Genomic DNA, 23,056 nt, shown 5'->3' on the forward strand with positions numbered 1-23,056 from the left:
CCCGAACGGGTGGATGGCTCATCATCGGAGTGTTACTATCAATTTGATACAGACAATACTACCCTTTTGAAGGCAGGTCACTATCAAAATAGTATGGACATGAAAAATAGCTGCGATAACCCATGCCCGATCGCCCGCAGCCTGGCTGTCGCTGGTGACTCCTGGAGCGTGCTGATTCTGCGGGATGCCCATGCGGGCCTCTCTCGCTTTGACCAATTCCGAAAAAGCCTAGGTATTGCACCGACGATGCTGACCCGCCGACTGGCGACATTGACGGAGGAGGGGTTACTGGAGAAGCGACGCTATTCGGAGCACCCTCCACGGGAGGAGTATCTGCTAACCGCTGCGGGTCGCGATTTTCTGCCTGTGCTTTTCATGATCGGTGCATGGGGGCGGCAGCACCGAGGCGGTGGCAAGCTGACTCGCTTCTTTGACGCCGAAACAGGCACGGAAATCAAAGCGGTTGCCGTGGATGAGGTGACAGGCGCAAAGATCGGCACGCGCCCCATGCGCATTGTTGTACCTGACGAAAGCTGACATGACCTCTGAGCCCGTCGGTAGATCATTGGGCTATTATCAGATCGAATATCGACCATCTAGCGATGGCGTACTCCCTCTCAGCAACTGTTAATTGGTGAGAAGCTTTGCTTTGTCACCGCAGCCCAAAGCTCTCTCCTCGCGCGCATAACCCAGTCGTGGATAGCCGCAGTTCCTTAGCAGTACTTTGTAAATTGCTGCTACTGCCGGTTTCCAACCAAGGCATCACGAGCGGTAGGTCTTGTACCCAATAATTATGATCGACATCAAAAAGTTGACTTTATTGATGATGATCGTAATCATTAGGCCGATGGTTTCTGAACCTTAGGACGCTCGATGCGAAAGCCTGTACCTGGTACTACCGAATGTGTAGATGCCCTCCATCCGACTGAGATGACAACTGCTCAGTCATGTGGTGAGAGCGAGGAGAAGGTCAAGCTTGGGGAATTGGCTGAGGACTCCGCAGACGCGGGCGGCATGATCTCCATTCCGGGGCACCCACCTTTCAAGTGGAACGGACTCATGCTTGAGCAGTGATACTCGTGGGAATGAATGACCTACAGTGATCGCCTTTACGGCGTATCTTATCCAGGATCTGCTCACGACATTGGCTGAGCACCTCATCAGCAAGTGGAGAGTCGTCCGGGCAGGCTCGAGACAGAATCAAGGCGCCGAGAGCGTGTGCGAAGGTATTGATGATTTCGGCACGGCCCGCTCCAGCCTCCTCATCCTTGCCTTGTAATACCTCCAGTAATTCTTCGATCCCAGCTTCATAAGCTGCTTTGATGTCATCGGACTGGCGAGCGGCGTCTGCGCCCAGTGCTGCTACCGTGCAACCGTTGCCTCTCTCATCGCGGTGCTCTCGGGATAAGTAAAATTTGACGAAGTCAGCCAACTGGATGCCCTGCATCTGCTCGACCGTCCTGCTGATTCCACAAGTGGTTGCTTCGCCCATCAAATCCGCCTTGGACTTGAAGTGCTTATAAAACCCGCCGTGGGTGAAGCCGGCGGCAGCCATGAGGTCTGCAACACCGACACCGTCGTAGCCGCGCTCACGGAACAGTCTCGAAGAAGTCTCTACGATGTGGGCCCTGTTAGCTTGCACCTGGTCCTTTGTGACCTTCATGTCTCTTCTCTCTTTGATGGCAAGGCAACCAATACCTTACATTGATGACGCGCATCATCAAAGGCGCTTTGGGGTTTGATCTCGATCATCATCTGAATCGCACCTGGTTTCGTAGACACGTCGAACGGTTGCTTTGGGTCGATAGCGGCCTGTCGCGTACGGCAGTTTTCGACCTAAAGCGGATAACTGTCCAATCCTCTGTGGTCAGTACCGGCCTCATCGCTGGCAACAGCGGCTGCCACCGGTACCGCACAGGAATGGCAGCCGCTCAGGGGATTGCAGCCACGCCGTCATTGTTGCACCCTCATCACTCATTCTGGCACGGGAGGGCAGCATGGACTGGAGTGACATGCGGATCTTCCTGGCGATTGCTCGCAGTGGCTCGTTGGGAGGGGCCGCCAGGGCGCTGGAGGTCAGTCACCCGACGGTCGGGCGACGCTTGCAGGTGCTCGAACAGGCCAGTGGGCAAGCGTTCTTCCTGCGCACTGCCCAGGGGCTGGTGCTCACCGACAATGGCGAGCGGATTCTCGACCTGGCGCTGGCCATGGAGCACAGTGCGCTGGCCATCGAACGTCGCCTGGCGGGGCATGGCGATCAGCCGGAGGGGCTGTTGCGCATCTCCTCGGCCGACTGGTTCGCCTGCCATGTCCTGTCGCCGGTGCTGGCCGAACTGGCACGACGGTATCCATTGATCGTGCCCGAAGTCATTGCCGGGCATCGGCTGTTCGACCTTGCCCGCCGCGATGCCGACATCGCTTTCCGGATCGTGCCCTTCACCGAGCCTGACATCGTCCAGCGCAAGTTGACGACCTTGCCGTACGGGCTCTACACCGCAGTGCATGCCCCAGCGCCACACCCGGACGGCGAGGGCCTGGGGTTGATCCTGATGAACATTGCCCAGGCCCATTACCCGGATGTGCACTGGCTGCAGCAGCGTTACCCGCAGGCCCGCACCGTGTTCACCAGCAGCAGCCGGACGGTTCAGGCACAGATGTGCGCGCAAGGGCTGGGGGTCGCCGTGTTGCCACGTATGCTCGGCGACTCGGTACCCGGCCTGCGGCTGCTGGACGAGCACCAGCCACCACCGGGGCGGGACATCTGGATGGGCTATCACCGCGACATGCGTCAACTGGACCGGCTGCGTGCACTGGCCGACCTTGCCTCCAGCATGATCGGCGCAGGGTAGCAGGTTGCCGCCGCTCAGCTCGGGCGCATCGACGCTGCCTCCGCCAGCGGTGCCGGCTGCCGCGCCAACGTCAGGCTCAGCGCAACCCCTACAGCCAGGCAGGCGGCCATGCACAGCACGGCGACCGTGAAGGCGTGGCTGATGCGGGCTGCGGTTGCCTGCTCCCCCAGCACGGTATAGAACACGCCACCGATGACAGCCACGCTCAGCGAGGTGCTGATCTGCAAGGTCGCGCTGGTGATGCCTGCGATCATCCCGGCATACGCCGGTGCGACCCGGCCCGTGACCAGGCGCATCAACGTCGGCAGGGCCAGGCCCTGTCCCAGCCCGATCAGGAACAGGATGACCGCCAGGGACGTGAAGGGCGGGGCAAGGCCAGGGGGAGTCACTGACATCAGCCAACCCAGCCAGAGCAAGCCGATGACCTCCAGCGCCATGCCTACCGGGTTCACGTAACCGCCGAGCACGCGCCTGAGCAGGGGAACCGAGAGTGGTCCGATCAGGAAGCCGGCGCCGAACGGCAGGAAGACCAGGCCGGCATGCAGTGCGGTCATATGCAGTGCACCTTGCAGGTAGATCGAAAACAGCAGGAAGAACACGCCAATGGCGTAGAAGCACAGCGCTATGGATAACGCCCGGCCCAGCCCGGGGGCTTGCAGCGCGGCCGGTGCCAGCAAAGGGGTTCCGCCGGCGCGGTGCAGGCGCGCCTCGTAGCGCCAGAACAACGCCCCCAGTACAGGCGCAGCGGCGAGCGACAGCCACGCCCACCACGGCCATCCCGCTTCGCGGCCCTCGATCAACGGCACGACCAAGGCGCCGAGGGCCAGCATCGACAACGCCGTACCCACCAGGTCCAGTTTGCTTGCCTGCAGCGCACGGGTGTCCTTGAGCACGGGGATACCGAATGCAATCACCAGCAGTGCAATTGGCAGGTTGACCAGGAATATCGCGCGCCAGCCCATGCCGAAGAGGTCGAGCGCTATCAGCACGCCACCCAGCGCCTGGCCGATCACTGACGCCAGGCCAAACACAGCCCCGTACAGGCTCAGGGCCAATGACTTTTCCGCTGCCGGAAAAATCGTCTGTACCGAGGCGAGTGCCTGCGGCGCCATCACGGCAGCGCTAACGCCCTGCAAGGCGCGCCCGAGCACCAGTACCCATGGCGCAGTCGCCACGCCGCACAGCAGCGAGGCAGCGGCGAAGCCCAGCAGGCCGACGAAGAACATCCGCCCGCGCCCATACAGGTCGCCAAGGCGCCCGCCAGTGATCAGCGTCACGGCATAGAGCGTCGCGTAGGATGCGATCACCAGCTGCTCGGCAGAGGCACCTGTGCCCAGGTCGGCCTGTATCGAGGGCAGCGCGACGTTGACGATGAAGAAATCCAGCGGAGGCAGAAACGCACCGACCAGCAAGATGGCGAACATCAACCAGCGCCGGGGTTCGCTGGCTTCGTTTTCGATTCGAGACATGACAGGCATCCTGTGTGGCAACTCAGGTTCGATACGCGTGCAGGCCAGGTTTCCTGGAGCAGGGTTGTCGCCCCGCTCGTGCCTGGCCGATGGGCCACACTCTAGGGAATCACATCCCGGCGCGCGCCTTACGAAACTGCACGGGCAACGTTCATTGCTGTCAGTCTCGCTGGCACCTCAGCGTGGGGTAGGGTGGTTGGGCTTGCGCTCATCGCGGCTGGCTTGCCGGGCCCCGGCGCGTACCACCAGGCAGATGCCGACCGCCGATAGCGCCATCCCCGCTGCCATGGGCCAGGACAACGGCTCATCGAACATCGCCCAGGCCCAGAGCAGGGTGATCGGCGGGCTGAGGTACAGCACGCTGGCGACGCGGGTGGCCGAGGGCCTGCGCAGGCAGACCCAGTACAACCCATAGCCGCCAAGCGTCGACAGGACTGCGGTCCACGACACGCTCAGTGCAAAGCCTGCGCTGGTAACCGGTGCCAGGCTGCGTTGGCTGCCTTCGAGGGCGGCGAAGGCGAAACTGGAGACGAAACACTGCAGCCAGAGGTTGGGCAACAAGCCCATCGCCTGCACCTCGCTGCGTTTTTGCCACAACGTGGCGACCGCCAGCGAGCACATGCCGGCCATGGGCAGGCCATAGGCCCACACCGGTGCAGTGCCCAGCATCAGCGCATCGTGGGTCACCCACAGCACCCCCAACAGCCCGACGATCAGGCCGACCCACACCTGCAGCGGCAGGCGCTCGCCCAGTACCAGCGCTGCGAGCAGCGCCATGCCCAGTGGCAACAGGTCGGCACATAACGCGGCCAGGCCGGCGGGCACACCCAGGGCAATGCCCTGCGTCACGCCGGTCAGGTAGCCCGCCATGGCCAGCAGGCCGATGCCCGCGTGGCTCAGCAACACGGCAAACGGCGTATGGCGCAGGGCGCGCCAGACGAACGGGAACAACAGCAGGCTCACCACCAGGCAGCGCCAGAACACCACCAGCAGGGCGGGGGCATGATCGATGGAAAAGCGTGCACCGATGAAGCCGGAACTCCAGGTCAGCAGCAGCGCGGCTTCAAGCAAGGGCAGCGGCAAGGCCCGCTGCCAGGGGCGACGGGTCGGCGTGGCGGGCGGGATCGGCGGGGGCTGGTTCATACCCCGACACATGATCAGGTGCTGGCAGAGCTGCACGGGCCGGATCTGGCCGGGCGTATCACGCTCGGTGTCCCTGACGAATACGCGGCTCATGTGATTCGCGATATCTTGCCGATGTTCAGCGCTGCCTGGCCGAATGTGGTGCTCGAACTCAGGACCGGGCCGAGCCATGCCCTGAGGGAGCTGGTGCAGCGCGGCAAATTGCAGGCAGCAGTGGTCGCCCAGGCCGAAGGCACGCTCGGGCCCGATGCCGAGCGACTGCTGTCGACCACGCCGGTCTGGGTCGGGCCGATGAACGCGGCGGCGGTCCTGCGCGACCCGTTGCCGCTGGCTGCCCATGCCTTGCAATGCCCCTACCGTGAGGCCATGGTCGAATCACTCAAGGCCTCGGGACGCCGCTCGCGCATTATCCTTGAAAGCCACTCCAACCAGGCCGTCAAGGCCTGTGTGGAGGCCGGCTTGGCCATCAGTGTGATCGACCGGGCCAAGGTCACCGAGCGCATGCAGATCCTCGAGGGGCTGCCGGCCATTCCCGACCACGACATCCTGTTCGTGCGCAGCCCGGCATCGGGCGGGGACGGCGCCGTGACTTTGCTGGCGCGGGCGATGCGGCAATCGTTTCGGTTGTAAGCAAGGGGCGGACGCTTCGATGCGCCGCCAGCGGGTATTGACTTATCGAAGAATCTCGATATCCTCGCGTCATGGAATTGCTAGAAGTCTTCAAAGCCCTGTCGAACCCGATACGCCTTCAGATACTGAAGGGGTTGAAGGATCCCGCAAAGAACTTCCCTCCCCAAGACGAAGGGGACGTTCTGACGGTGGGCGTGTGCGTCAGCAGTATCCAGGAAGGCATAGGGCTTTCGCAGTCTACGGTGTCGAGTTACCTCGCAACGCTGCAACGGGTGGGTTTGGTTGAGGTCCGGCGCATAGGCCAGTGGACATATTACAAACGCAATGAAGCCGCCATCAGCGCGCTTGCCGAGATCATCGGGAAAGACCTGTAACTTTTTTTGCTGCATTATATCGAAATATCTCGATATCCCTTATTCCAGATATGGAGGTTTACCGTGAAGGCGATGTTGCTCAAATCCTACGGCGGGGTAGATGCCTTCGAGCTCTGCGAGGTGCCGAAGCCTGTACCGCTGGCGGGACAGGTGCTGGTCCGGGTACACGCAACATCCATCAACCCGTTGGATTATCAAGTCCGCCGTGGTGACTATCACGACCTGGTGCAGCTGCCCGCAATTACCGGGCATGATGTGTCGGGGGTTGTAGAAGCCGTTGGTGCGGGCGTGACGGCCTTCGCTCCAGGAGACGAAGTCTGGTACACGCCGCAGATATTCGGCGGGCCGGGGAGTTATGCCGAGTACCACGTGGCAGCCGAAAGCATTATCGCCCGGAAGCCTGCGTCACTGAGCCATCTGCAGGCGGCTAGCCTGAGCCTGGTCGGTGGCACGGTGTGGGAAGCACTGGTCGTGCGTGCGGCGCTTCGAGTGGGGGAAAGCATCCTCATACACGGCGGTGCAGGGGGCGTCGGTCATGTGGCGATCCAGCTGGCAAAAGCCATGGGCGCACGGGTGTTCACCACGGTGCGCGAGACCAACGCTGAATTCGTACGTGGGCTGGGCGCCGACGTGGTCATCGATTACGAAAAAGAAGACTACGTTGCTGCCGTGATGCGGGAGACTAACGGACAAGGTGTCGATGTGGTGTTCGACAGCATCGGAGGCAACACCTTGGCAGGTAGCCCTGATGTGCTTGCACAACTGGGCCGCGTCGTGTCGATCGTGGATACGGCACAACCACAGAACCTCATCCAGGCCTGGGGCAAGAACGCCAGTTACCACTTCGTGTTCACCCGCCAGAACCGCGGCAAGCTCGATGAGTTGAGTGCGTTGGTGGCGCGTGGGCAACTGCGGCCGCATATCGGCGCCGTCTACTCCCTTCGCGACATAGCGCTGGCCCATGCCCGTCTGGAGAGCCCCAATAACGGTATCCAGGGAAAGATCGCCATCGCCGTTGTCGAGGAATTGCCATGATCTATGAAATCGCTCTGCTTCCCGTTCATTCGCAACACATCCAAGCGTTCAGGGAGGCATTTGCCGAGGTCGCGCCTTTGCTCACTCGCGCCAAGGGCTACGGCGGGCACATGCTGGCGCAGGGGGTAGAGACGCCACACGTATTCAACCTGATCGTGTATTGGGCGTCACTTGCAGACCACACGCCTGGTTTCGAAGCCAGTGAAGACCATCGCCTGTTCATGCTGGGGCTGGCGCCGTACTTGTCGGAAGAACCGCAGGTTTATCATGTCGACGGTGCCGGCTTTCCCACGGGTGTTTGATCGACTTACAGGGGGGGCGAGCAAGGCCGTCGGGTCAGGACGCACTTGGTTTTTTCTCGAATGCGGCCTCCAGTACTTGCTCGATCTCGGCCAGCTTGTGTTCGGTGCCTGCCACCACGACCGCAGTCTGATTGGCGCAATTCACCAATAGCTCCAGTGTCGCCGGATGGTGATCGCCCGGAAATTTCCGGAGCACGAAATGAACCGTCGCATGACTGCGCCAGGTGGCCTGATCCATGGACCAACGAGGGTCGGCGAATGCAAAAATGACCGCCTGGGTTTGCCTATCAAGGAGCGAGGGCACATACACCCATTGGCTGTTGCGCGCTTCCCAGGCGGCGACCTTGACCGCGAATCTGCCGCCTGGGGCGATGATTTTTTCCATTTCTTCCATTTGCCACAGCTCCTGGGGTAGGTTGTTCAGCGTCTGGAGGTAGGCTGCGGCAATTAGCCGGCAATGATTGCTGGCCTTTGCAACTGTCCGCTTTCGACCCATAGCGGACATTCACCAGAGGCTACAATACAGCCCCAAACCACCAGCGACTGCCTGCCCTAATCCGCAGGCTCATGAAAGGGAAGTCAAGCAAATGGATGTACGTTGCACCTCTCTGGACGAAGTCCGCCAAGGGATCGATGAAATCGACCGCAACCTCGTTTCGCTTCTCGCCAAACGGGGCCGGCTTGTGACGCAAGCAGCTGCCTTCAAGAAAACCACCGATGATGTGCGTGCGCCTGCTCGGGTTGAGCAAGTGATAAGGAAGGTTCGTGAAATGGCTGACGAAACCGGTGCTTCGGCTGAGGTCGTGGAGCAGGTCTACCGGGCAATGATTTCGGCCTTCATCACTGAAGAACTGAGTACCCATGCGAAGCTGACCAGCGAACCTTCAGCATTTTGATGACAACACGGGGCTCATCCGAAGCCCCGCCGCTTTTCCCTACCCACTACCTTTGACTCAAAGCCGCAATCGAAACACCAGATGCGACAAAGGTGAGGCCAGCGCCCACGTTTAGCCCATTTACCAGCCGCGGCCGCTGGTACAGGTAGCGAGATAACACCGTGGCGAAAATGCCCATCAAGGCAAAACCCAAGGCTGTGAGTACAGCAAACCACACCCCGTAAACCATCATCTGCACGCTGACCGATCCGCGAGCCGGATCGACGAACTGGGGAATGAATGCCAACACAAACAAGCCTGGTTTCGGGTTGAGTGCAGCCGAAAGCAGACCCGTCAGAAAAATGCTGGGCAACGATTGCCGGGACGCCGGCTGAAAGCTGATCAAACTGCGCGCGCGCAAGACCTTGATGCCGAGCCAGAGCAGATAGCCGGCACCAATGAGTTTGATCACCCAGAAAGCGACCGCCGAGGTTTGCATCAGAAGGGTCAACCCTAACGAAGCGGCTGCGACGTGAAACAGAATGCCCGCGCCTGATGCCATGCCGGATACGGCCGCTGCGACTTTGCCTTGGCTGAGACCACGACCAATGGCCAACAGGTTGTCAGGGCCCGGCGCCAATACCAACAGCACGCAGGCAGCAGTGTAGGCAAACCACACATTCATTGGAAACACGGCTCTCTCCTTAAGCCTGATGAAGCATCCATCCTGACGGTGGGGTGTACCAATGGCAAGGAGGAATCTCAAGGATTGTTGGCCCTGATGGGTTTAGACCTGCTCAGTTGTCCAAGTCAGCGACAAACGCTATGTCCGCTATGGGTCGAAAGCGGTCGGTCGCGATCAGCTACCTGCGACCTGTAGTCGGTCAGCGGCGACACAGGCGGGGACGTTGTAATCGACGACTCGCTTGACGTTTACCAATACCCTCATAGGTTCTCCAGTCATTGATGTTGGGGCGGCGGGCAGGGGGGCAACGACGGCAGCGCAGTATTGGCGGGTGGGGATCGTCCGTTTCGAGTAGCGGGGTGAATCAAAGGGAGCCGGGCTGGGAGGCGCAGGCATCGAGGTCTTCGAGGAACGCCTGCAGGATGGGTGGGCGCGATACGCCGCGGCGGGTGACCACATCGAACGGCGAGCAGAGATCCAGCAGGCTGGCACCCAGGCGACGCATGTCGCCCGTCTTGATCCATTGCTCGGCGAAGTGCACCGGCAAGAAGCCGATATAAGCGCCGGAAATGATCAGGATCGCCGCTGCCTCGATGTTCTCCACGGTCGCATCGGCCTTGGTGATGCCCAACTGCTCCAGGTCGTACTGCTGCATGTAGCCGCGCACCACGATCCGGCTCTGGCGCACGTCCTCCATCAGCCGACCGTTGCTCGCGTTGCTGGCGAACAGCGGGTGGCGCCGGCCACAGTAGAGTCCCAGGGCCTCGTCATACAGTGGCTGGTAGGACAACCCCGCGACCCGCAATGGGAAGTGGCCGATGGCCAGGTGCAGCCTGCCGTCGAGCACGCGCTCTTCGAGTTCCGCCGGGGCACCGATATAGATGTGCAGGTGGGCATCGTGCCCACGCGAAACAAAGCGCTGGGTGGTGCGCGGCAGGGGCGAGACGGGGTCGGTCAGGGTGGAGTCGATGATGCCCAGGTTGAGCTTGCCGCTGATGTGCTGCTTGAGCACGTCGGCGTCCATGCAGAAGCTTTCCACGGCACTGAGCAGGCGCAGGGTCGCTTCATGGATGGCCACCCCTTGCTCGGTCAGGCGAAAGCCACTGCGCCCGCGCTGGCAGAGCTTGACCCCCAGGCGGGTTTCCAGGTGCGACATCTGTTCGCTTATGGTCGATTGGCCGGCATTGAGCGCGGCCTGTGCCGCAGAAAAGCCGCCGCACCTGACGATCGTGGTGAATACCCTGAGCAGTTTAAGGTCGACATCGTGCAGCTGGATCACCGTAGCCTCCCGGCCGCGATGGCGGCGCCCGCCACTTCGCCGATTGCCTGCGCGAGATCCGCAGGCTGTCGCCGGGTATTCAGCTGGAAACCCTGGTGCCGGATTACCGTGGCCGTATGGACGTTGCTCTGGACATCACTGCGCAAGAGCCGCCAGACGTGTTCAACCACAACCTGGAAACCGTGCCGCGCCTGTACCGGGCGGCACGGCCGGGCTCGGACTTCGAGTGGTCGTTGGACCTGCTGGAGCGCTTCAAGCAACGCCTGCCGGCGGTACCGACAAAGTCCGGCCTGATGCTCGGCCTGGGCGAGACCGATGCCGAGGTGGTCGAGGTGATGCAGCGCATGCGTGAGCATCAGGTTGACATGCTGACCCTGGGGCAGTATCTGCAACCGTCTCGCAGCCACCTGCCGGTGCAGCGCTTCGTGCACCCTGACACCTTCGCCATGCTTGCCGAGCAGGCCTTGGCGATGGGGTTCAGAAACGTGGCCTCCGGGCCGCTGGTGCGCTCGTCTTACCACGCTGACCGGCAACTGCAAGCAGTTTAAGGGTTCAGATCACCATCATTCGCGGTAAGTGCCTTTTTGCTTGGAGGCGTGAACCGCGAGTGCATCCATGAGTGGGGGCGACAAGCAGTCGTAAGGTTCCAGGCCAAGTTCACGCAGACGCTCGCGAATTGCCGCCATCTGTGCCGGTGGCGTGCCGCTTTCGATCACCGAGGGCACGAAAGCGGCAAATGCCAGGATGAGGCCTTAGTTCACCATCACTTCGTCCAGTGCCTGCTCAAGGGTGCTGACCGTGCGCTCGATATTGTGCAGTTTTTCGAGCCCGAACAGACCGATGCGGAAGGTCTGGAAGTCGGCCGGCTCGTCACATTGCAACGGCACTCCGGCGGCTATCTGCAGGCCGTGCTCGACAAATTTCTTACCGCTCTTGATATCGGCATCATCGGTGTAGCTCACCACTACGCCCGGGGCCTGAAAGCCGGCTGCGGCCACGCTTTTGATGCCTTTGTCGGTCAACATGGCGCGCACCCGATCGCCCAGAGCCTGCTGTTCGCCGCGGACCTTGTCGAAACCGTAGGCTCGCATCTCGTTGATTACTTTGTTAAATCGCGCGAGAGAGTCGCTGGGCATGGTCGCATGGTAGGCATGCCCGCCCTGTTCGTAGGCCTGCATGATCTGCAGCCACTTTTTCAGGTCGCAGGCGAAACTGCTGCTTTGCGTCTGCTCGATGCGCTCCAGGGCCAAAGCACTGAGCATCACCAGGGCGCAGCAAGGGGAGGCGCTCCAGCCTTTCTGTGGAGCGCTGATCAGCAGGTCGACTGCGCACTTTTGCATATCAACCCATATCGTGCCTGAGGCGATGCAGTCGAGCACGAACAGGCCGCCCACCGCATGCACAGCGTCGCCGACGGCCCGCAGGTAATCGTCGGGCAGGATAATCCCGGATGAGGTTTCAACGTGGGGGGCGAAGACAATCTGCGGCTTGTGCGCCTTTATCGCCGCCAGCACTTCGTCCAGAGGGGGCGGAGCGTAGGCAGCCTGGCGACCAGTGTCGACCGGTCGGGCTTTCAGCACCGTGGTGGCCGCCGGGATGTTGCCCATCTCAAGGATCTGGCTCCAGCGATAACTGAACCAGCCGTTGCGTATCACCAGGCATTGCTGACCGGTGGCAAACTGGCGCGCTACCGATTCCATGCCGAATGTACCGCTGCCGGGCACTACCGCAACAGCCTGGGCGTTATAGACCTGTTTCAGGGTCTGGGAAATGTTCTTCATCACGCCTTGAAACGTCTGCGACATGTGATTGAGCGAGCGGTCGCTGTACACCACCGAGTACTCGACCAGCCCCTCAGGATCAATGCTGGGATAAAGCTTCGACATGGGTGACTCCTTTGGCAGAGATGTCATTGGTATCGACCCTGTCCTTAGCCTTGTCAAATGGCAAGATTGATCGGGACTGATGAAATCCATGTAATACCGCGGCGCCTGCTTCGCGGCTGAAGCCGCTCCCACACGGGGGCGTGGCGTTCTTGCCGGCCAAGCGTGAAAGCCTTGATCCATAGCTCCTGGGCCATTTGCGCGAGGAGGTGTTGGGGATCGTGCTCAGAGACTGTTTGGATCCCCGAAGAACATTTGGCCCCCCAGATGTACCCCTTTTTACAGCAGCTACGAGTGGATTACAGTGGACGCATCGGGGGCGGGGCTGGCGCAGAACGTGCAATCCCTCACCCATTTGCGCGACTTATGCTCTGGGCTCGTCCCAGTCGCTACGCGTCGCAGCAGTCAGCGCATCCCAGTCATCAGGAGGGTTGCCGCGGCCCAGCATCTTCTCGAATACGGCGTAGGGATCGGATTTGCTGCCTGCGGACCGTAGGGTATTTTCGTCGTTGACCCATGCATAGACGATGACCTTGGACCTTGAGTCGTAGCGAAAGAACAGCCGAAAGCGCCTGCCGATTTTTGCGCGGCGCCAATGTCTGTAGGCGGTGCCCAGCGTGTTGCCTTGGCGGAACTCATCACGGCCTGGGTCGGCAGGCACAGCCTCCATGATCAGATGGCTCAATGCCCGAAACAGCTTGACGTTGGCGTTGCTCTCAAAACCTTGCGGATCGTTCTGCTCGGCTCGGGCGGCGGCTTCTTGCAATTTGCGTAGCTGTAAAGTCACACCTTCATGGAACAACAGTGTCCAGCCATGTCGCAGCATCAGATCGCGACCTCACCGTCGATATCTTCGTCCAGGTTTACAGGGTGGTTTGCATTGGCGAGCATGGTTTGCGCCAAGTCTTCCGGCAGGGTGGTGAGGTTGCGTCCGTTTCGGATATCAGCCTCCAGCAAACCCAGGAACGCACCGATGGCAGGGTCTTCGTGGGTGGTTTCTACGCGGCTGACCACGATTTCACCGCCGCGCACGTCGAATGCAATCTTGCCACCTGTATCAATGCCAAGTAGTTGGCGAACGGATTTAGGCAGTGTGACCTGTCCCTTCGAGGTCAATGTGGCGATTTCGTGGATGGCAGGCATGAATGTTCTCCCGGATATGCTGAGTGGATGGTAAGGAATAATCCTTACTTGGTCAATCTCGGTTCATACGCTGATCAAGCAAAAGCAGGGCGAAGGCTCAGAAGCTTGCCAGGATACGCTACTCCACTCTCCGGGACACGATCCGAAACCGCTCATAAACCGTAGACCAAGGGCCGTATCGCTCAGGCATATCTCGCCAAACCGCGTATGAACTCTGTTCCCACCCGCTGCAGAGCAGGACCGCGCGGCTGCTCTGATAGCGCTTTTGAATTAAATGGCCATATGCCATTATCGCGACTTTTAATCGTTCTCTTCGGGGACGCTGGCCGCCGGAATCCAGTACAAGGACTGTCCTATGAATCAAGCCGTGAGTGAACGGTCGCTTGCCCCGCAATTGCCATTTGACGTGGAGGGTATCGCTGTCGCCTCCACGAGCCTCGACAACCTGTTCAACGGCAAGCGGATCCCCTCCAGCGACGGTGGGGTCATCTTCGGCCGGCTGCATCTTCCGGAGTATCAGCGGCCCTACCGCTGGAGCGAGGAGCAACTGGGGCGGCTGCTCGACGACTTGCGCAGCTTCTTTAGCAGCGATGCGCCGGCCCATGATTTCTACCTGGGCAGCATCATCTTGCATCAGGAGGGGGGCGACGGGCGCAAGCGTGGTCTGCTCAACATCATCGACGGACAGCAGCGAATCACCAGCCTGGCCTTGTTGCATTACCTGCAGCACGGTGAGAAGGGCGCGCCCGAGCTGAAGTTCAACGCACCGGAGAGTCATCGACGCATCCAGCTGAATCTTCGCTGGCTGGAGCAGCAACGGCTACCGCGGATCGACTTCACCCGTATCAACGTGACCCTGGTCGTCACTCGGCGTGAAGACGATGCCTACCGTTTCTTCGAAACCCAGAACACCTCGGGCGTGCGCCTGGGCGGCGCCGACATCGTCAAGGCCTATCACCTGCGCAGTATTGCCGCCGCGGAGCAAGACGATTTCGCCCGGACCTGGGAGGGGCTCGGCGACCTCAAACCGTTGGTCGCGGCTTTCATGAAGTCCCGGCACTGGCAACGTTTGCGCTGGCGCAACGTCGCCAGCGATCGCGATCCGCTGCAGGAGCGCAAGCAGATCGTTACGGAGCTTGCCGAGCGCACGCTCTCCGACACCGGCGACGTCGCTTATCGGTCTCTGCAACTGCACCGCGATGCCTGGGGCAAGGAAACACAGATCGTCCAGCCGGGTTATGCCATGCGCCAGCCGCTGGGCACCGGGGTCAATACCATGCGTGTCGTTAGCTACTTCCAGGGCTTGCGCAAGACCTTGCTTGAAGTCGACAAGACGGCCAAGAAACCCACGTTCTCCTACTACTACAAGCACTTGGCCCATGACGCGTGCGGCAGCGTGTTTCTCAGTCGTGCTTTTGATTGCGCGTTGCTGATGTACGCCAGCCAGTTCGGCACTTCCCGTCTGCTTGAGGCCAGCCTGTGGATGTTCCGGATGATCTTCTCCTATCGCCTGATCAAGGAGGTCAGCGTCCGGGAAGATGGCGTGCAGGCGCACCTCAAGGACAACCCGTTGCTGGACTGGATCGCCAGTGCCCACACCCACCAAGAACTGTTGAATTACTTGCGTGACTACACCTACACGGCCAGTGCTGAACACCTGGACAAGAACAGCATCAAGAAGCGCTTCGTGGAGTCGGTAGGCTTGACGCTGAACCTGCATCTGTCCTGGTCTGATCCGCAGCGGGTGGCCGGTGAATATGACGCGGAGTTGCGCAGTGCCATCGAACGCATCAGCCGAGATGACCTCGCCTACCAAGGAGGCAAATGATGAACGCCCAGGTCCAGTCCCATGTCCAGTCCGCCGCCACGCTGTGCGCGCAAGGCATTTCGTTGACCATTCCCTGCTACCAGCGCCCGTACGTGTGGCCCGGCGATGCCGTGGAGGAACTGCTCGAGCAGATCATCCAGGCCAGCGAACCGGACGCGGACGGCCAGCCGGTGCAGGCCCATTACTTCATCGGGACGGTGCTGAGCAGCGTGGTGCCACCCAACGCCAATCCTGCCGCGAGCATGACCTACGAACTCATCGATGGTCAGCAGCGAATGACCACCCTTATGATCCTGGCGCTTGCGTTCTGCGCGTTGAAAACCGACTCGCCGCTGCGGTCGCTGGTGGTGCTGGGCAATGTTCCGCGCCTCACCTTCAATATCCGCGACGAAGTCCAGGCCCGGTTGAGTGCCTGGGTCGGCTTGACCGAGGAAAAGCAGCTGGACAAGGAGGATGCTGCCAATCCTTATCTGATTCATCTGAGCGCCGCGCGCAAGGTCGCCAGCGATCGCCTCAAACTGTTGCGCGCCACGGGAGGTGAGCAGGCCTTGGAGCGGGTGGGCTATTACCTGTTCAACCAGGTAACGTGGGTCAACAACGTCATGCCGGCTGGCATGGACCTGAACAAGCTGTTCGCCACGCTCAACACCAGCGGCGTACAGCTTGAGCAGACGGATATCCTCAAGGCCCGCTTGATGTCGCGGATCAAACATCACCGCACTACGTATGAAGGGATCTGGCAGGCCTGCGAGAACATGGGCAACTACTTCGAAAGGAACCTGCGTGATGTCTTCGCCAATGTTCGCTGGAACATGGTGGGCATCAATGACCTGCTGAGCCATTCCTTCGATCTCTTCTCCCTCGATCGTCCTGCTGCCGGTATCACCAGAGGCCGGTCTATCGGCGAAATCTCGTCGATGAGAATCCAGGGCGAGCAGGTGGACGAAACCGAGAACAAGGATGAGGCTCGCTATCAATCGATCGTCAGTTTTGGCCTGTTGCTGATGCACGCCTACCGAATCTACCGCCATGCCCAAGGGGCTAAAGACATCGGTTTCCGTGTGAACGACGGTAACCTCAACGCCTGCTTCTCGCGCTTTGTTGAAACTGCCAGCGCAGCGCAAGCCAAGGCATTCATGGAATGCCTGTGGAGCGTGCGCTTCCAGTTCGACCGTTGGGTAGTCAAGTGGGTGCGCCTGGGCGAGGACGATGAGCGGACTTTGCGCCTGAGTTCGCTCAGTCCACGCAAGCGCATCATTTCGGAATGGCGCGCGCATCTCGAGACGTCCGACCTGAGCCAGTTGCAAAGCGTGCGCTACCTCACCGGCGAGCGCAGCGCTCAGTACTGGCTGACCCCCTTCTTGGGCAAGCTGATCGAAACGCCCGGAATGGGCGAGCAGCAGGTATTGAAGTTGCTGGAAAGCATCGACAACCAGCTTTCCCTCACGGAAATGACTCAGAAGGAGGCGAGTTATCAACTGCTCTCCAGCGACACTGCCGAACCCTTGCCAATCAAGGACAAGATCGCCTATCTGAAGGAACACCACGGCACGAGCTTCGAGCACTACTGGTTCCAGAAGCTGGAATACATTCTTTGGCGGGAGCGGCGCTCGTTCGATTGGTTGCACTCGGGACGACTGCACTCGTACCGGATCACATCGAAGAACTCGGTCGAGCATGTGCACCCTCAGAACGAAGAGTTCGGCAGCACACTGGGCGACCACTTACTGCACGGCTTTGGCAATCTGGTACTGCTCAGCCCGGGAGAGAACTCGTCGTACAGCAATCTGGCGGTGATCAAGAAGCAGGCGGCCTTCCGCGCCAAGCCGAAGTACGACTCCTTGAAACTGGCCCACATGTTCCATGTACTGGGGAATGGGGACGACTGGGGTCACACTCAGATCAATGACCATGTTGACGCGATGCTGGCGCTTATAGAAGCGCACTACCGCGGTTGAGCCCGAAGGAGCGGATGCTGGTAACGATAAAGTTCCTGAGGGTTGCAAATGGATGCACCGCAACGTCCTTTGGTGGAGCTCAGTCACAGACTCTCAGGGTCGCCGAAGAACATCTGTATCCGCGACCGCAACCACCGCTCCGCTGGGTCATTGTCCTGCGCCCCGCGCCAGGCCATGTGCAGTTCGAAACTGCGCACGTCCAATGGCAGATCCTCGGCCCGCAACCCACCCGCCGCGGTCAACGCATCCGCCGTGTAGTCCGGCACCGTAGCGACAATGTCGGTGCCCGCCAGCAAGCTCCCCAGCCCGTTGAACTGCGGCACCGCCAGCACCACATGGCGCTTGCGGCCAATCTCTTCCAGCGCCTCGTCGATGAACCCCGACAGGTCCCCGGCAAACGACACCAGCGCATGCGGCCGCGCGCAGAAGTCGTCCAGGGTGATGGCGCCGGGCACGCTGTCGGCGCGCAGCAGTTTCGGCATGCTGCGGCGCAGCACCTTGCGCTTGGCGTTGGCTGGCAGCTCGCTGGTGTAGCTGACCCCCACCGAGATCTCGCCCGAAGCCAGCAGCGTCGGCATCAGCAGGTAATTGACCCGGCGCACCACCAGCACGATACCCGGCGCTTCGGCGCGGATGCGCTTGAGCAGCTGCGGCAGCAGGGCGAATTCGGCGTCGTCCGACAGGCCGATGCGGAACACCGCGTTGCTGGTGGCCGGGTCGAATTCGGCGGCGCGGCTGACGGCGGTGGAAATCGAGTCCAGCGCCGGGGACAGCAGGGCGAAGATCTCGTGGGCCCGGGCCGAGGGCTCCATGCTGCGGCCGGTACGCACGAACAGCGGGTCGTCGAACAGGTTGCGCAGGCGCGACAGCGCCGCGCTGATGGCGGGCTGGCCGAGGAACAGTTTTTCCGCGGCACGGGTCACGCTGCGTTCGTGCATCAGCGTTTCGAACACGATCAGCAGGTTGAGGTCTACGCGACGCAGGTCGTTTCGATTCATCGGTGAGCTTCGCCTGAAGTGGGGCAGAGGTGAATCTTAAGGCCAAAGGCTGGTACCCTGCACGGGTTTAGGGGGACCAATCGCAGGGAAAGTCAGGTGCCCAATCGATGACAGGCATGTCGACTATTAATGACCACTGATGGTCTAACCGGCAAAGCCCGGATAAAGTCCGTGGTAATTAGAGGTTCACAAAGGCGAGGTATGCGATGTCCCGCATGATCCGTTTCCACAAGTTCGGCGCTGCCGATGTGCTCCGTTGCGAGGAGCAGGCCGAACCGTCACCTGCTGCCGACGAGGTGCAAATCCGCGTCGAGGCGGTTGGCGTCAGCTGGTATGACGTGCTCTGGCGCCAGAACCTGGCACCGTCCCAGGCACGTCTGCCGGCGGGTATCGGCCACGAGATGGCCGGGGTGGTGACCGCGGTCGGTGAAGGGGTCGAGGATATTGCGGTGGGTGACCGGGTTGCCAGCTTCCCGGCCACCAGTGCCAACGACCACCCGGTGTATGGCGATGTCATCGTGCTGCCGCGTTCGGCCATTACCCGTTATCCGGATGTGCTTACCCCGATCGAGGCCAGCGTGCACTACACGCCGCTGCTGATCGCCTATTTCGCCTACGTCGACCTGGCCCGGGCGAAAGCCGGGCAGACGGCGCTGGTCACCGATGCCAGCCACTGCGCGGGCCCTGCCTTCGTGCAACTGGGCAAGGCCCTGGGGCTGAAGGTGTTCGCCGCCACCAAGGAGCCGGAACAGCGTGAGTACCTGCTGGGCCTGGGCGCCGACAAGGTTATTGTCACCGAAGAGCAGGACCTGCTGCTGCAGGTTGGCAAGTACACCGATGGCCGTGGTGTGGACATGGTCCTGGATGGCATGGGTGGGCCGCAGATGTCGCTGCTCGGCGATGTGCTGGCACCGCGCGGCAGCCTGGTGCTGTATGGCCTGCAAGGCGGCAATCAGACGCCATTCCCGGCTTGCGCGGCGTTCCAGAAGAACATCCAGTTCTATGTGCACTGCATCGGCAACTTCACCGGCAAGCCGGAGCTGGGTATCAGCCAGGACCAGGTGGCGCTGCAGCGCGCCTTGCGCGATATCAACCAGTTCACTGCCGACCAGTTGCTGACACCGCAGATCATCAAGGTTTACCCGTTCGAGCAGGTGGTCGAGGCGCATCGCTACATGGACCAATGCCCATGCGGCGGGCGCGTGGTGCTGGACATGGCGCAACACTGACAGCGGTCTGCGTCATCAGGAAGCCCGGGCAGAGTCCCGGGTTTTTTGTGCCCGGTACAGAATGATTGATGTTTAAAAAAGGAATTTTCCTACAATAAAAAGAGATGCGGATTATATTTAAGCTATCACTCTGAGGGTGGTCGAAATATTCCGCCAAGCTTTTTGCCTTGAATTGTTATTCCCTCGCGGTCAATGTGTTTTCTCACTTCTTCTGAATGGTTTTTTTACCCTGATCTGTATCTTCTATTCGCCTTGCATCCCTCGATAATGGCTCAATGATAGTTTGCGCAAGGAGCGTGGAATGAGCATGGCTATGCCCAGGCCAGGGCGGTGTATGGCAGCGGCGGGGCGTCGCTACGATGCGTTTTTCTCGATGTCTTGGCGACAGTGACTGGTTACGTCATTACTTCCAATTAGTTGTAGGAAATTTCTTCTGGAAAAGTTCAGGGCATGTTGATGTTCAGGTTCTCTGATCAACGTGCGCTGGCTGCATGAAGTTGATGAGGTGATTTCGTGACTGCTATTCACGACCAGGCAATGCACTATATCTACCAGCAAGTGCTCGAGCGCTTGCTCAGTCATATGTCACAGGCGCAGCGTGCTTCCTTGCAGTTGCTGATACAACGGCTGCTGGTTGCTGCAGGCGGGCCAGAATACATCGGCACCTACCGCTTGCTGGTGCTGCAAGGCAACGATCACCGCAGCGCCCGGCTGCTGGCGATGCTGCGTGCCGCACAACTGAGTATCGCCCTGCGTGCGCCGGTAACCTTCCAGCTGCGGGTGCTGGTAGTGAGCCTGCCCGTGGCTGACAGTGCCACGCTCGAATGCCATGAGCGCGGCTTCAATGCGCTGTTCTTGCAGGATGACCCGCGGGTGCAACTGCAGATGATCAAGGGGCGTGAAGTAGTGCCGTTCAGCCGGCATGCCCCTGCCACACCCGAGAGCTGGCTGTTGGCGAGGGACGCCATGCTGATGTTCGGTCACCTGGTCGACGCCAGCCCCGAAGCGCTGCTAGGCAGTCGCCTGCACCTGGAGTTGGCGGCCGCGGTGGGCTTTGCGCTGCAGGCCCATACCCCTGCGGATGTATTGATCACCGCCATCCCGGCGTGCCAGCGCCGCCGGTACCTTGCCTGGGCACGGCGCAGCTTGCGCCTGGCAGGGGAGCGGGGTTCGCATGCGGTGCACCAGTGCCTGGCGACGCTGGCACAGGGGCTCAGTCGCCTGCACGGCAGCATCGGGGGCCCATCGAGCGCCTTGGCGGAACCGGCCGTGGGGGCGGTGCCGCAGAATACGCCGGTGCGGTTGATTGCCATTGACGACCTGCTGCCGCCGTTGCTCGAAGAACAGCAGCTTGACCTCATGCTCGGTTGCCGCTTCGAGGGGGGCCAGGACGCCCGGCCATTGGCCGCGTTCGTCGAGCCGTTGGCCCCGGCGCAGTTGCAGGAACTGCACGCGCGCAGTCTCGAACCGCAGGCAAGTCGCCCGGCATTGCGGCTGGCTGGCCAGCCGGGCGCCAACAAGCGGCGCGATGTGCATCAACTGCAGTTCGGCAGGGCATACGGCATCAACCAGATCCAACAGGTGTGCCTGCTGTTCAGCCCGTTTGCCAGGCAGGGGAAGAACCTGGAGCGTTTTCTGCAGTGCTGGCATGCCGACATGCTGGTGGCGCTGCCATATCTGCATCGGGCCTTGCAGGGTAAACCCTGCCCTGAAGCGGTGAAAAACTGGCTGGTGAACACCAGCGGCCTGCCGCTGGGGCAACTCAGGTTGATCTATGGCGGGGGCCTGCCGCTGGCCTCCTGGCGCCTGATGAGCCATCTGGCCCGTCGCGATGTACAGCTGAGGTTGCTGCCGCGGCGGGCAGCGGGGCGGCGGCGTGGTCATGCGGGGCCGCCTTGATGGAGCAATCGGGCGCCGGAGAGTTCGCCTATCGCAAGGTCTATCGCTACCTGGAAGCACTGATCGACCAGGCTCCACGAAGTGGCCCCTGCCGTTTGCCGTCGTTGCGCGAGTTGGCCCGGCGGTTGCGGGTATCGTTGGCCACCGTACAGAGTGCCTACAGCCTGCTGGAAGAAGAGGGCCGCGTGCAATGCCTGCCCAGGTCGGGCTATTACGTACAGGGCGCTGCCAAGGATGCTGCTGCAGCCCTGCCCCTGCAGGCACCCCTGCCGGCACAGCCGATGCTGGAGCGAACCCTGCTCAGCCACGAACGGCGCCTGGCACGTCAGCGCACGCACAATGGTGCCCCTTGGGACGCGCCCGGCAGCGCCCGCCTGCGCAATGCCGTCGCAGAACGCTATACCCGTTCCTCCAACCGGTACTGGCGTGCCGAGGACGTTCAGTTGGCTCCGGATGTGCAGGCGTTGCTGGAGACCATGCTGGCGGCGTTGGCCGTGCAAGGAGGAACCGTGGTGGTGCACTCGCCCTGTTGCTGGCAGGTACTGCGCGCGTTGGCCCGCGCCGGCATGCGAGTGTTGGAGGTACCACTGGATACCTGCGGCAACCCGGACCTGCGCGCCCTGGCCTGGCTACTGGATAGCGAGCCGGTGTGCATGCTCGTGATGCCGTCGTGCCTTGGCATGCCGCAGGGGCGGCTGGTATCACCGCACTATCAGCAGCAGCTTGGCCAGATGCTTGGGCAGCACTCTGTATGGGTGCTGGAAAACGACCTGGACAGTGAGCACTGTTACAGCGGGCCGCCGAATATGCGCCTGCGCGATTGGGTCGACCCCCGCTGGTTATTGGTGATGGGGGCGTTCGATGCCGCAGTGGGGAGCGAGGCGCCCTATGCCTACTTGCTGGGCCATGATGCCGGGCTGGCCAAGGCTTTCGCGGAGCGTGCGTTTCGGCTTGCACCGCTTCGCCTGCAAGCGCTGGCGCACATGTTGGGCAAAGGCGAGATCGAGACGCAACTGGTGCGGCTGCGCACGGACCTGCAAAAGCGTATGCAATGCCTGGCGCGTGAGCTGCACCTGCAGTTCGGCCAGCGGGTGGCATTGGAAACGCCGGAGGGCGGTCGGACCCTGTGGGTGCGCTTTCGCCAGCCACTGCCATGGGCGGATATTGCCGCGTCGTTGGCGGGTTCAGCGCTGCATGCAATGCCGGGCGAGCAGTTCAGCTTGCAGGGGCGCTACCAGCAGTGCCTGGCGATGGCGTGGCTGGGTGATCACCCGGGGGAGCTGCAACAAGCGGTAGAGCGCCTGGCCCAGGTGCTGGAACTGCGCTGTGGCCGGCCCGCCGGGGTTACACCTTGAGCCGTCGGGGGATGTCGGGCGGTGCTGTGCGCAAAGAACAGATATCGCTCGCCTGACGCATCCTTTGTAGGAGCAGCCTTGTGCTGCGATGAGGCCGACACCGCGATGTAGTCGAACAGGGC

Annotated in this window: 21 protein-coding genes and 3 pseudogenes; 13 read left to right on the plus strand and 11 right to left on the minus strand. The window is 61.2% G+C overall.

The window, feature by feature from the left end:
- The first annotated feature begins 99 nt into the window (after window positions 1-99).
- On the plus strand, window positions 100-537 hold the full coding sequence (locus tag CAG18_RS00945; protein WP_232880906.1) for a helix-turn-helix domain-containing protein: 438 nt from the start codon (window positions 100-102) through the stop codon (window positions 535-537).
- A gap of 520 nt (window positions 538-1,057) precedes the next feature.
- Here the strand turns inward: CAG18_RS00945 and CAG18_RS00950 are convergent.
- On the minus strand, window positions 1,058-1,663 hold the full coding sequence (locus tag CAG18_RS00950; RefSeq protein ID WP_085719860.1) for a TetR/AcrR family transcriptional regulator: 606 nt from the start codon (window positions 1,661-1,663) through the stop codon (window positions 1,058-1,060).
- Window positions 1,664-1,997: 334 nt separating this feature from the next.
- On the opposite strand from CAG18_RS00950, the gene CAG18_RS00955 reads away from it, so the two are divergent.
- Window positions 1,998-2,849, plus strand: coding sequence for a LysR family transcriptional regulator (locus CAG18_RS00955; RefSeq protein ID WP_054064768.1), 852 nt, complete (start codon window positions 1,998-2,000; stop codon window positions 2,847-2,849).
- Window positions 2,850-2,863: 14 nt separating this feature from the next.
- On the opposite strand, the gene CAG18_RS00960 is transcribed toward CAG18_RS00955, so the two are convergent.
- Window positions 2,864-4,318: an MFS transporter gene (locus CAG18_RS00960; protein ID WP_085719863.1), complete on the minus strand. Its 1,455-nt coding sequence runs from the start codon at window positions 4,316-4,318 to the stop codon at window positions 2,864-2,866.
- A 177-nt stretch (window positions 4,319-4,495) separates the two neighbouring features.
- Complete coding sequence (locus tag CAG18_RS00965; RefSeq protein ID WP_143492613.1) at window positions 4,496-5,461, minus strand: DMT family transporter; 966 nt, start codon at window positions 5,459-5,461, stop codon at window positions 4,496-4,498.
- Between the two features lie 6 nt (window positions 5,462-5,467).
- Here CAG18_RS00965 and CAG18_RS00970 point away from each other — a divergent pair.
- The 4 genes and pseudogenes from CAG18_RS00970 to CAG18_RS00985 form a co-directional block, all read left to right on the plus strand.
- Window positions 5,468-6,091: pseudogene (locus tag CAG18_RS00970) on the plus strand (LysR substrate-binding domain-containing protein); the annotation flags it as partial.
- A gap of 71 nt (window positions 6,092-6,162) precedes the next feature.
- The gene (locus CAG18_RS00975) at window positions 6,163-6,465 is read left to right on the plus strand and encodes a helix-turn-helix transcriptional regulator (RefSeq protein WP_003256877.1); all 303 of its coding nucleotides are present in this window, start codon (window positions 6,163-6,165) and stop codon (window positions 6,463-6,465) included.
- Window positions 6,466-6,528: 63 nt separating this feature from the next.
- Window positions 6,529-7,500, plus strand: a complete 972-nt coding sequence (locus CAG18_RS00980) for a zinc-dependent alcohol dehydrogenase family protein (RefSeq protein WP_085719865.1) — start codon at window positions 6,529-6,531, stop codon at window positions 7,498-7,500.
- The gene (locus CAG18_RS00985) at window positions 7,497-7,802 is read left to right on the plus strand and encodes an antibiotic biosynthesis monooxygenase (protein ID WP_085719867.1); all 306 of its coding nucleotides are present in this window, start codon (window positions 7,497-7,499) and stop codon (window positions 7,800-7,802) included. Before CAG18_RS00980 ends, CAG18_RS00985 begins: the two co-directional genes overlap by 4 nt.
- A gap of 34 nt (window positions 7,803-7,836) precedes the next feature.
- On the opposite strand, the gene CAG18_RS00990 is transcribed toward CAG18_RS00985, so the two are convergent.
- On the minus strand, window positions 7,837-8,196 hold the full coding sequence (locus CAG18_RS00990) for a hypothetical protein (RefSeq protein WP_085719870.1): 360 nt from the start codon (window positions 8,194-8,196) through the stop codon (window positions 7,837-7,839).
- Window positions 8,197-8,389: 193 nt separating this feature from the next.
- Here CAG18_RS00990 and CAG18_RS00995 point away from each other — a divergent pair, with 193 nt between their 5' ends.
- Window positions 8,390-8,698 (plus strand): chorismate mutase, encoded by a 309-nt coding sequence (locus tag CAG18_RS00995; RefSeq protein WP_085719872.1) that lies wholly within the window; start codon window positions 8,390-8,392, stop codon window positions 8,696-8,698.
- 46 nt (window positions 8,699-8,744) lie between these two features.
- Here CAG18_RS00995 and CAG18_RS01000 read toward each other — a convergent pair whose 3' ends face one another.
- Both CAG18_RS01000 and CAG18_RS01005 read right to left on the minus strand, forming a co-directional pair.
- Entirely contained in the window at window positions 8,745-9,362 is a 618-nt protein-coding gene (locus tag CAG18_RS01000) for a LysE family translocator (protein WP_085719874.1), read from the minus strand.
- Window positions 9,363-9,726: 364 nt separating this feature from the next.
- Complete coding sequence (locus CAG18_RS01005) at window positions 9,727-10,641, minus strand: LysR family transcriptional regulator (RefSeq protein WP_085719876.1); 915 nt, start codon at window positions 10,639-10,641, stop codon at window positions 9,727-9,729.
- Between the two features lie 14 nt (window positions 10,642-10,655).
- On the opposite strand from CAG18_RS01005, the pseudogene CAG18_RS01010 reads away from it, so the two are divergent.
- Window positions 10,656-11,189 (plus strand): annotated as a pseudogene (locus CAG18_RS01010) (lipoyl synthase); the annotation flags it as partial.
- Window positions 11,190-11,204: 15 nt separating this feature from the next.
- Here the strand turns inward: CAG18_RS01010 and CAG18_RS27155 are convergent.
- The 4 genes and pseudogenes from CAG18_RS27155 to CAG18_RS01030 all read right to left on the minus strand — a co-directional run.
- A pseudogene (locus CAG18_RS27155) lies at window positions 11,205-11,378 on the minus strand (glutathione-dependent formaldehyde-activating protein); the annotation flags it as partial.
- Between the two features lie 15 nt (window positions 11,379-11,393).
- The gene (locus CAG18_RS01020) at window positions 11,394-12,527 is read right to left on the minus strand and encodes an aminotransferase class V-fold PLP-dependent enzyme (RefSeq protein ID WP_085719878.1); all 1,134 of its coding nucleotides are present in this window, start codon (window positions 12,525-12,527) and stop codon (window positions 11,394-11,396) included.
- Between the two features lie 361 nt (window positions 12,528-12,888).
- Window positions 12,889-13,350: a type II toxin-antitoxin system YhaV family toxin gene (locus CAG18_RS01025; RefSeq protein ID WP_085719880.1), complete on the minus strand. Its 462-nt coding sequence runs from the start codon at window positions 13,348-13,350 to the stop codon at window positions 12,889-12,891.
- Window positions 13,350-13,667: a type II toxin-antitoxin system PrlF family antitoxin gene (locus CAG18_RS01030; RefSeq protein ID WP_085719882.1), complete on the minus strand. Its 318-nt coding sequence runs from the start codon at window positions 13,665-13,667 to the stop codon at window positions 13,350-13,352. The genes CAG18_RS01025 and CAG18_RS01030 overlap by 1 nt, the downstream gene beginning before the upstream one ends.
- 355 nt (window positions 13,668-14,022) lie before the next feature.
- On the opposite strand from CAG18_RS01030, the gene CAG18_RS01040 reads away from it, so the two are divergent.
- Both CAG18_RS01040 and CAG18_RS01045 read left to right on the plus strand, forming a co-directional pair.
- Window positions 14,023-15,495: a DUF262 domain-containing protein gene (locus CAG18_RS01040; RefSeq protein WP_085719884.1), complete on the plus strand. Its 1,473-nt coding sequence runs from the start codon at window positions 14,023-14,025 to the stop codon at window positions 15,493-15,495.
- On the plus strand, window positions 15,495-17,453 hold the full coding sequence (locus CAG18_RS01045) for a DUF262 domain-containing protein (protein WP_218191468.1): 1,959 nt from the start codon (window positions 15,495-15,497) through the stop codon (window positions 17,451-17,453). Before CAG18_RS01040 ends, CAG18_RS01045 begins: the two co-directional genes overlap by 1 nt.
- 83 nt (window positions 17,454-17,536) lie before the next feature.
- On the opposite strand, the gene CAG18_RS01050 is transcribed toward CAG18_RS01045, so the two are convergent.
- On the minus strand, window positions 17,537-18,451 hold the full coding sequence (locus tag CAG18_RS01050; RefSeq protein ID WP_039612947.1) for a LysR family transcriptional regulator: 915 nt from the start codon (window positions 18,449-18,451) through the stop codon (window positions 17,537-17,539).
- Between the two features lie 206 nt (window positions 18,452-18,657).
- Here CAG18_RS01050 and CAG18_RS01055 point away from each other — a divergent pair, with 206 nt between their 5' ends.
- The 3 genes from CAG18_RS01055 to CAG18_RS01070 all read left to right on the plus strand — a co-directional run bounded on the left by CAG18_RS01055 (window position 18,658) and on the right by CAG18_RS01070 (window position 22,934).
- Window positions 18,658-19,680 carry a zinc-dependent alcohol dehydrogenase family protein gene (locus CAG18_RS01055; protein ID WP_015270146.1) on the plus strand — a complete coding sequence of 341 codons (1,023 nt, stop codon included), beginning with the start codon at window positions 18,658-18,660 and terminating at the stop codon, window positions 19,678-19,680.
- Window positions 19,681-20,193: 513 nt separating this feature from the next.
- Complete coding sequence (locus tag CAG18_RS01065) at window positions 20,194-21,579, plus strand: hypothetical protein (protein ID WP_085719889.1); 1,386 nt, start codon at window positions 20,194-20,196, stop codon at window positions 21,577-21,579.
- Window positions 21,579-22,934, plus strand: coding sequence for a GntR family transcriptional regulator (locus CAG18_RS01070; protein ID WP_085719891.1), 1,356 nt, complete (start codon window positions 21,579-21,581; stop codon window positions 22,932-22,934). Before CAG18_RS01065 ends, CAG18_RS01070 begins: the two co-directional genes overlap by 1 nt.
- Window positions 22,935-23,056: the final 122 nt, after the last annotated feature.

The sequence above is a fragment of the Pseudomonas sp. B22(2017) genome (genome assembly GCF_002113105.1).
Lineage (GTDB): Bacteria > Pseudomonadota > Gammaproteobacteria > Pseudomonadales > Pseudomonadaceae > Aquipseudomonas > Aquipseudomonas asiatica.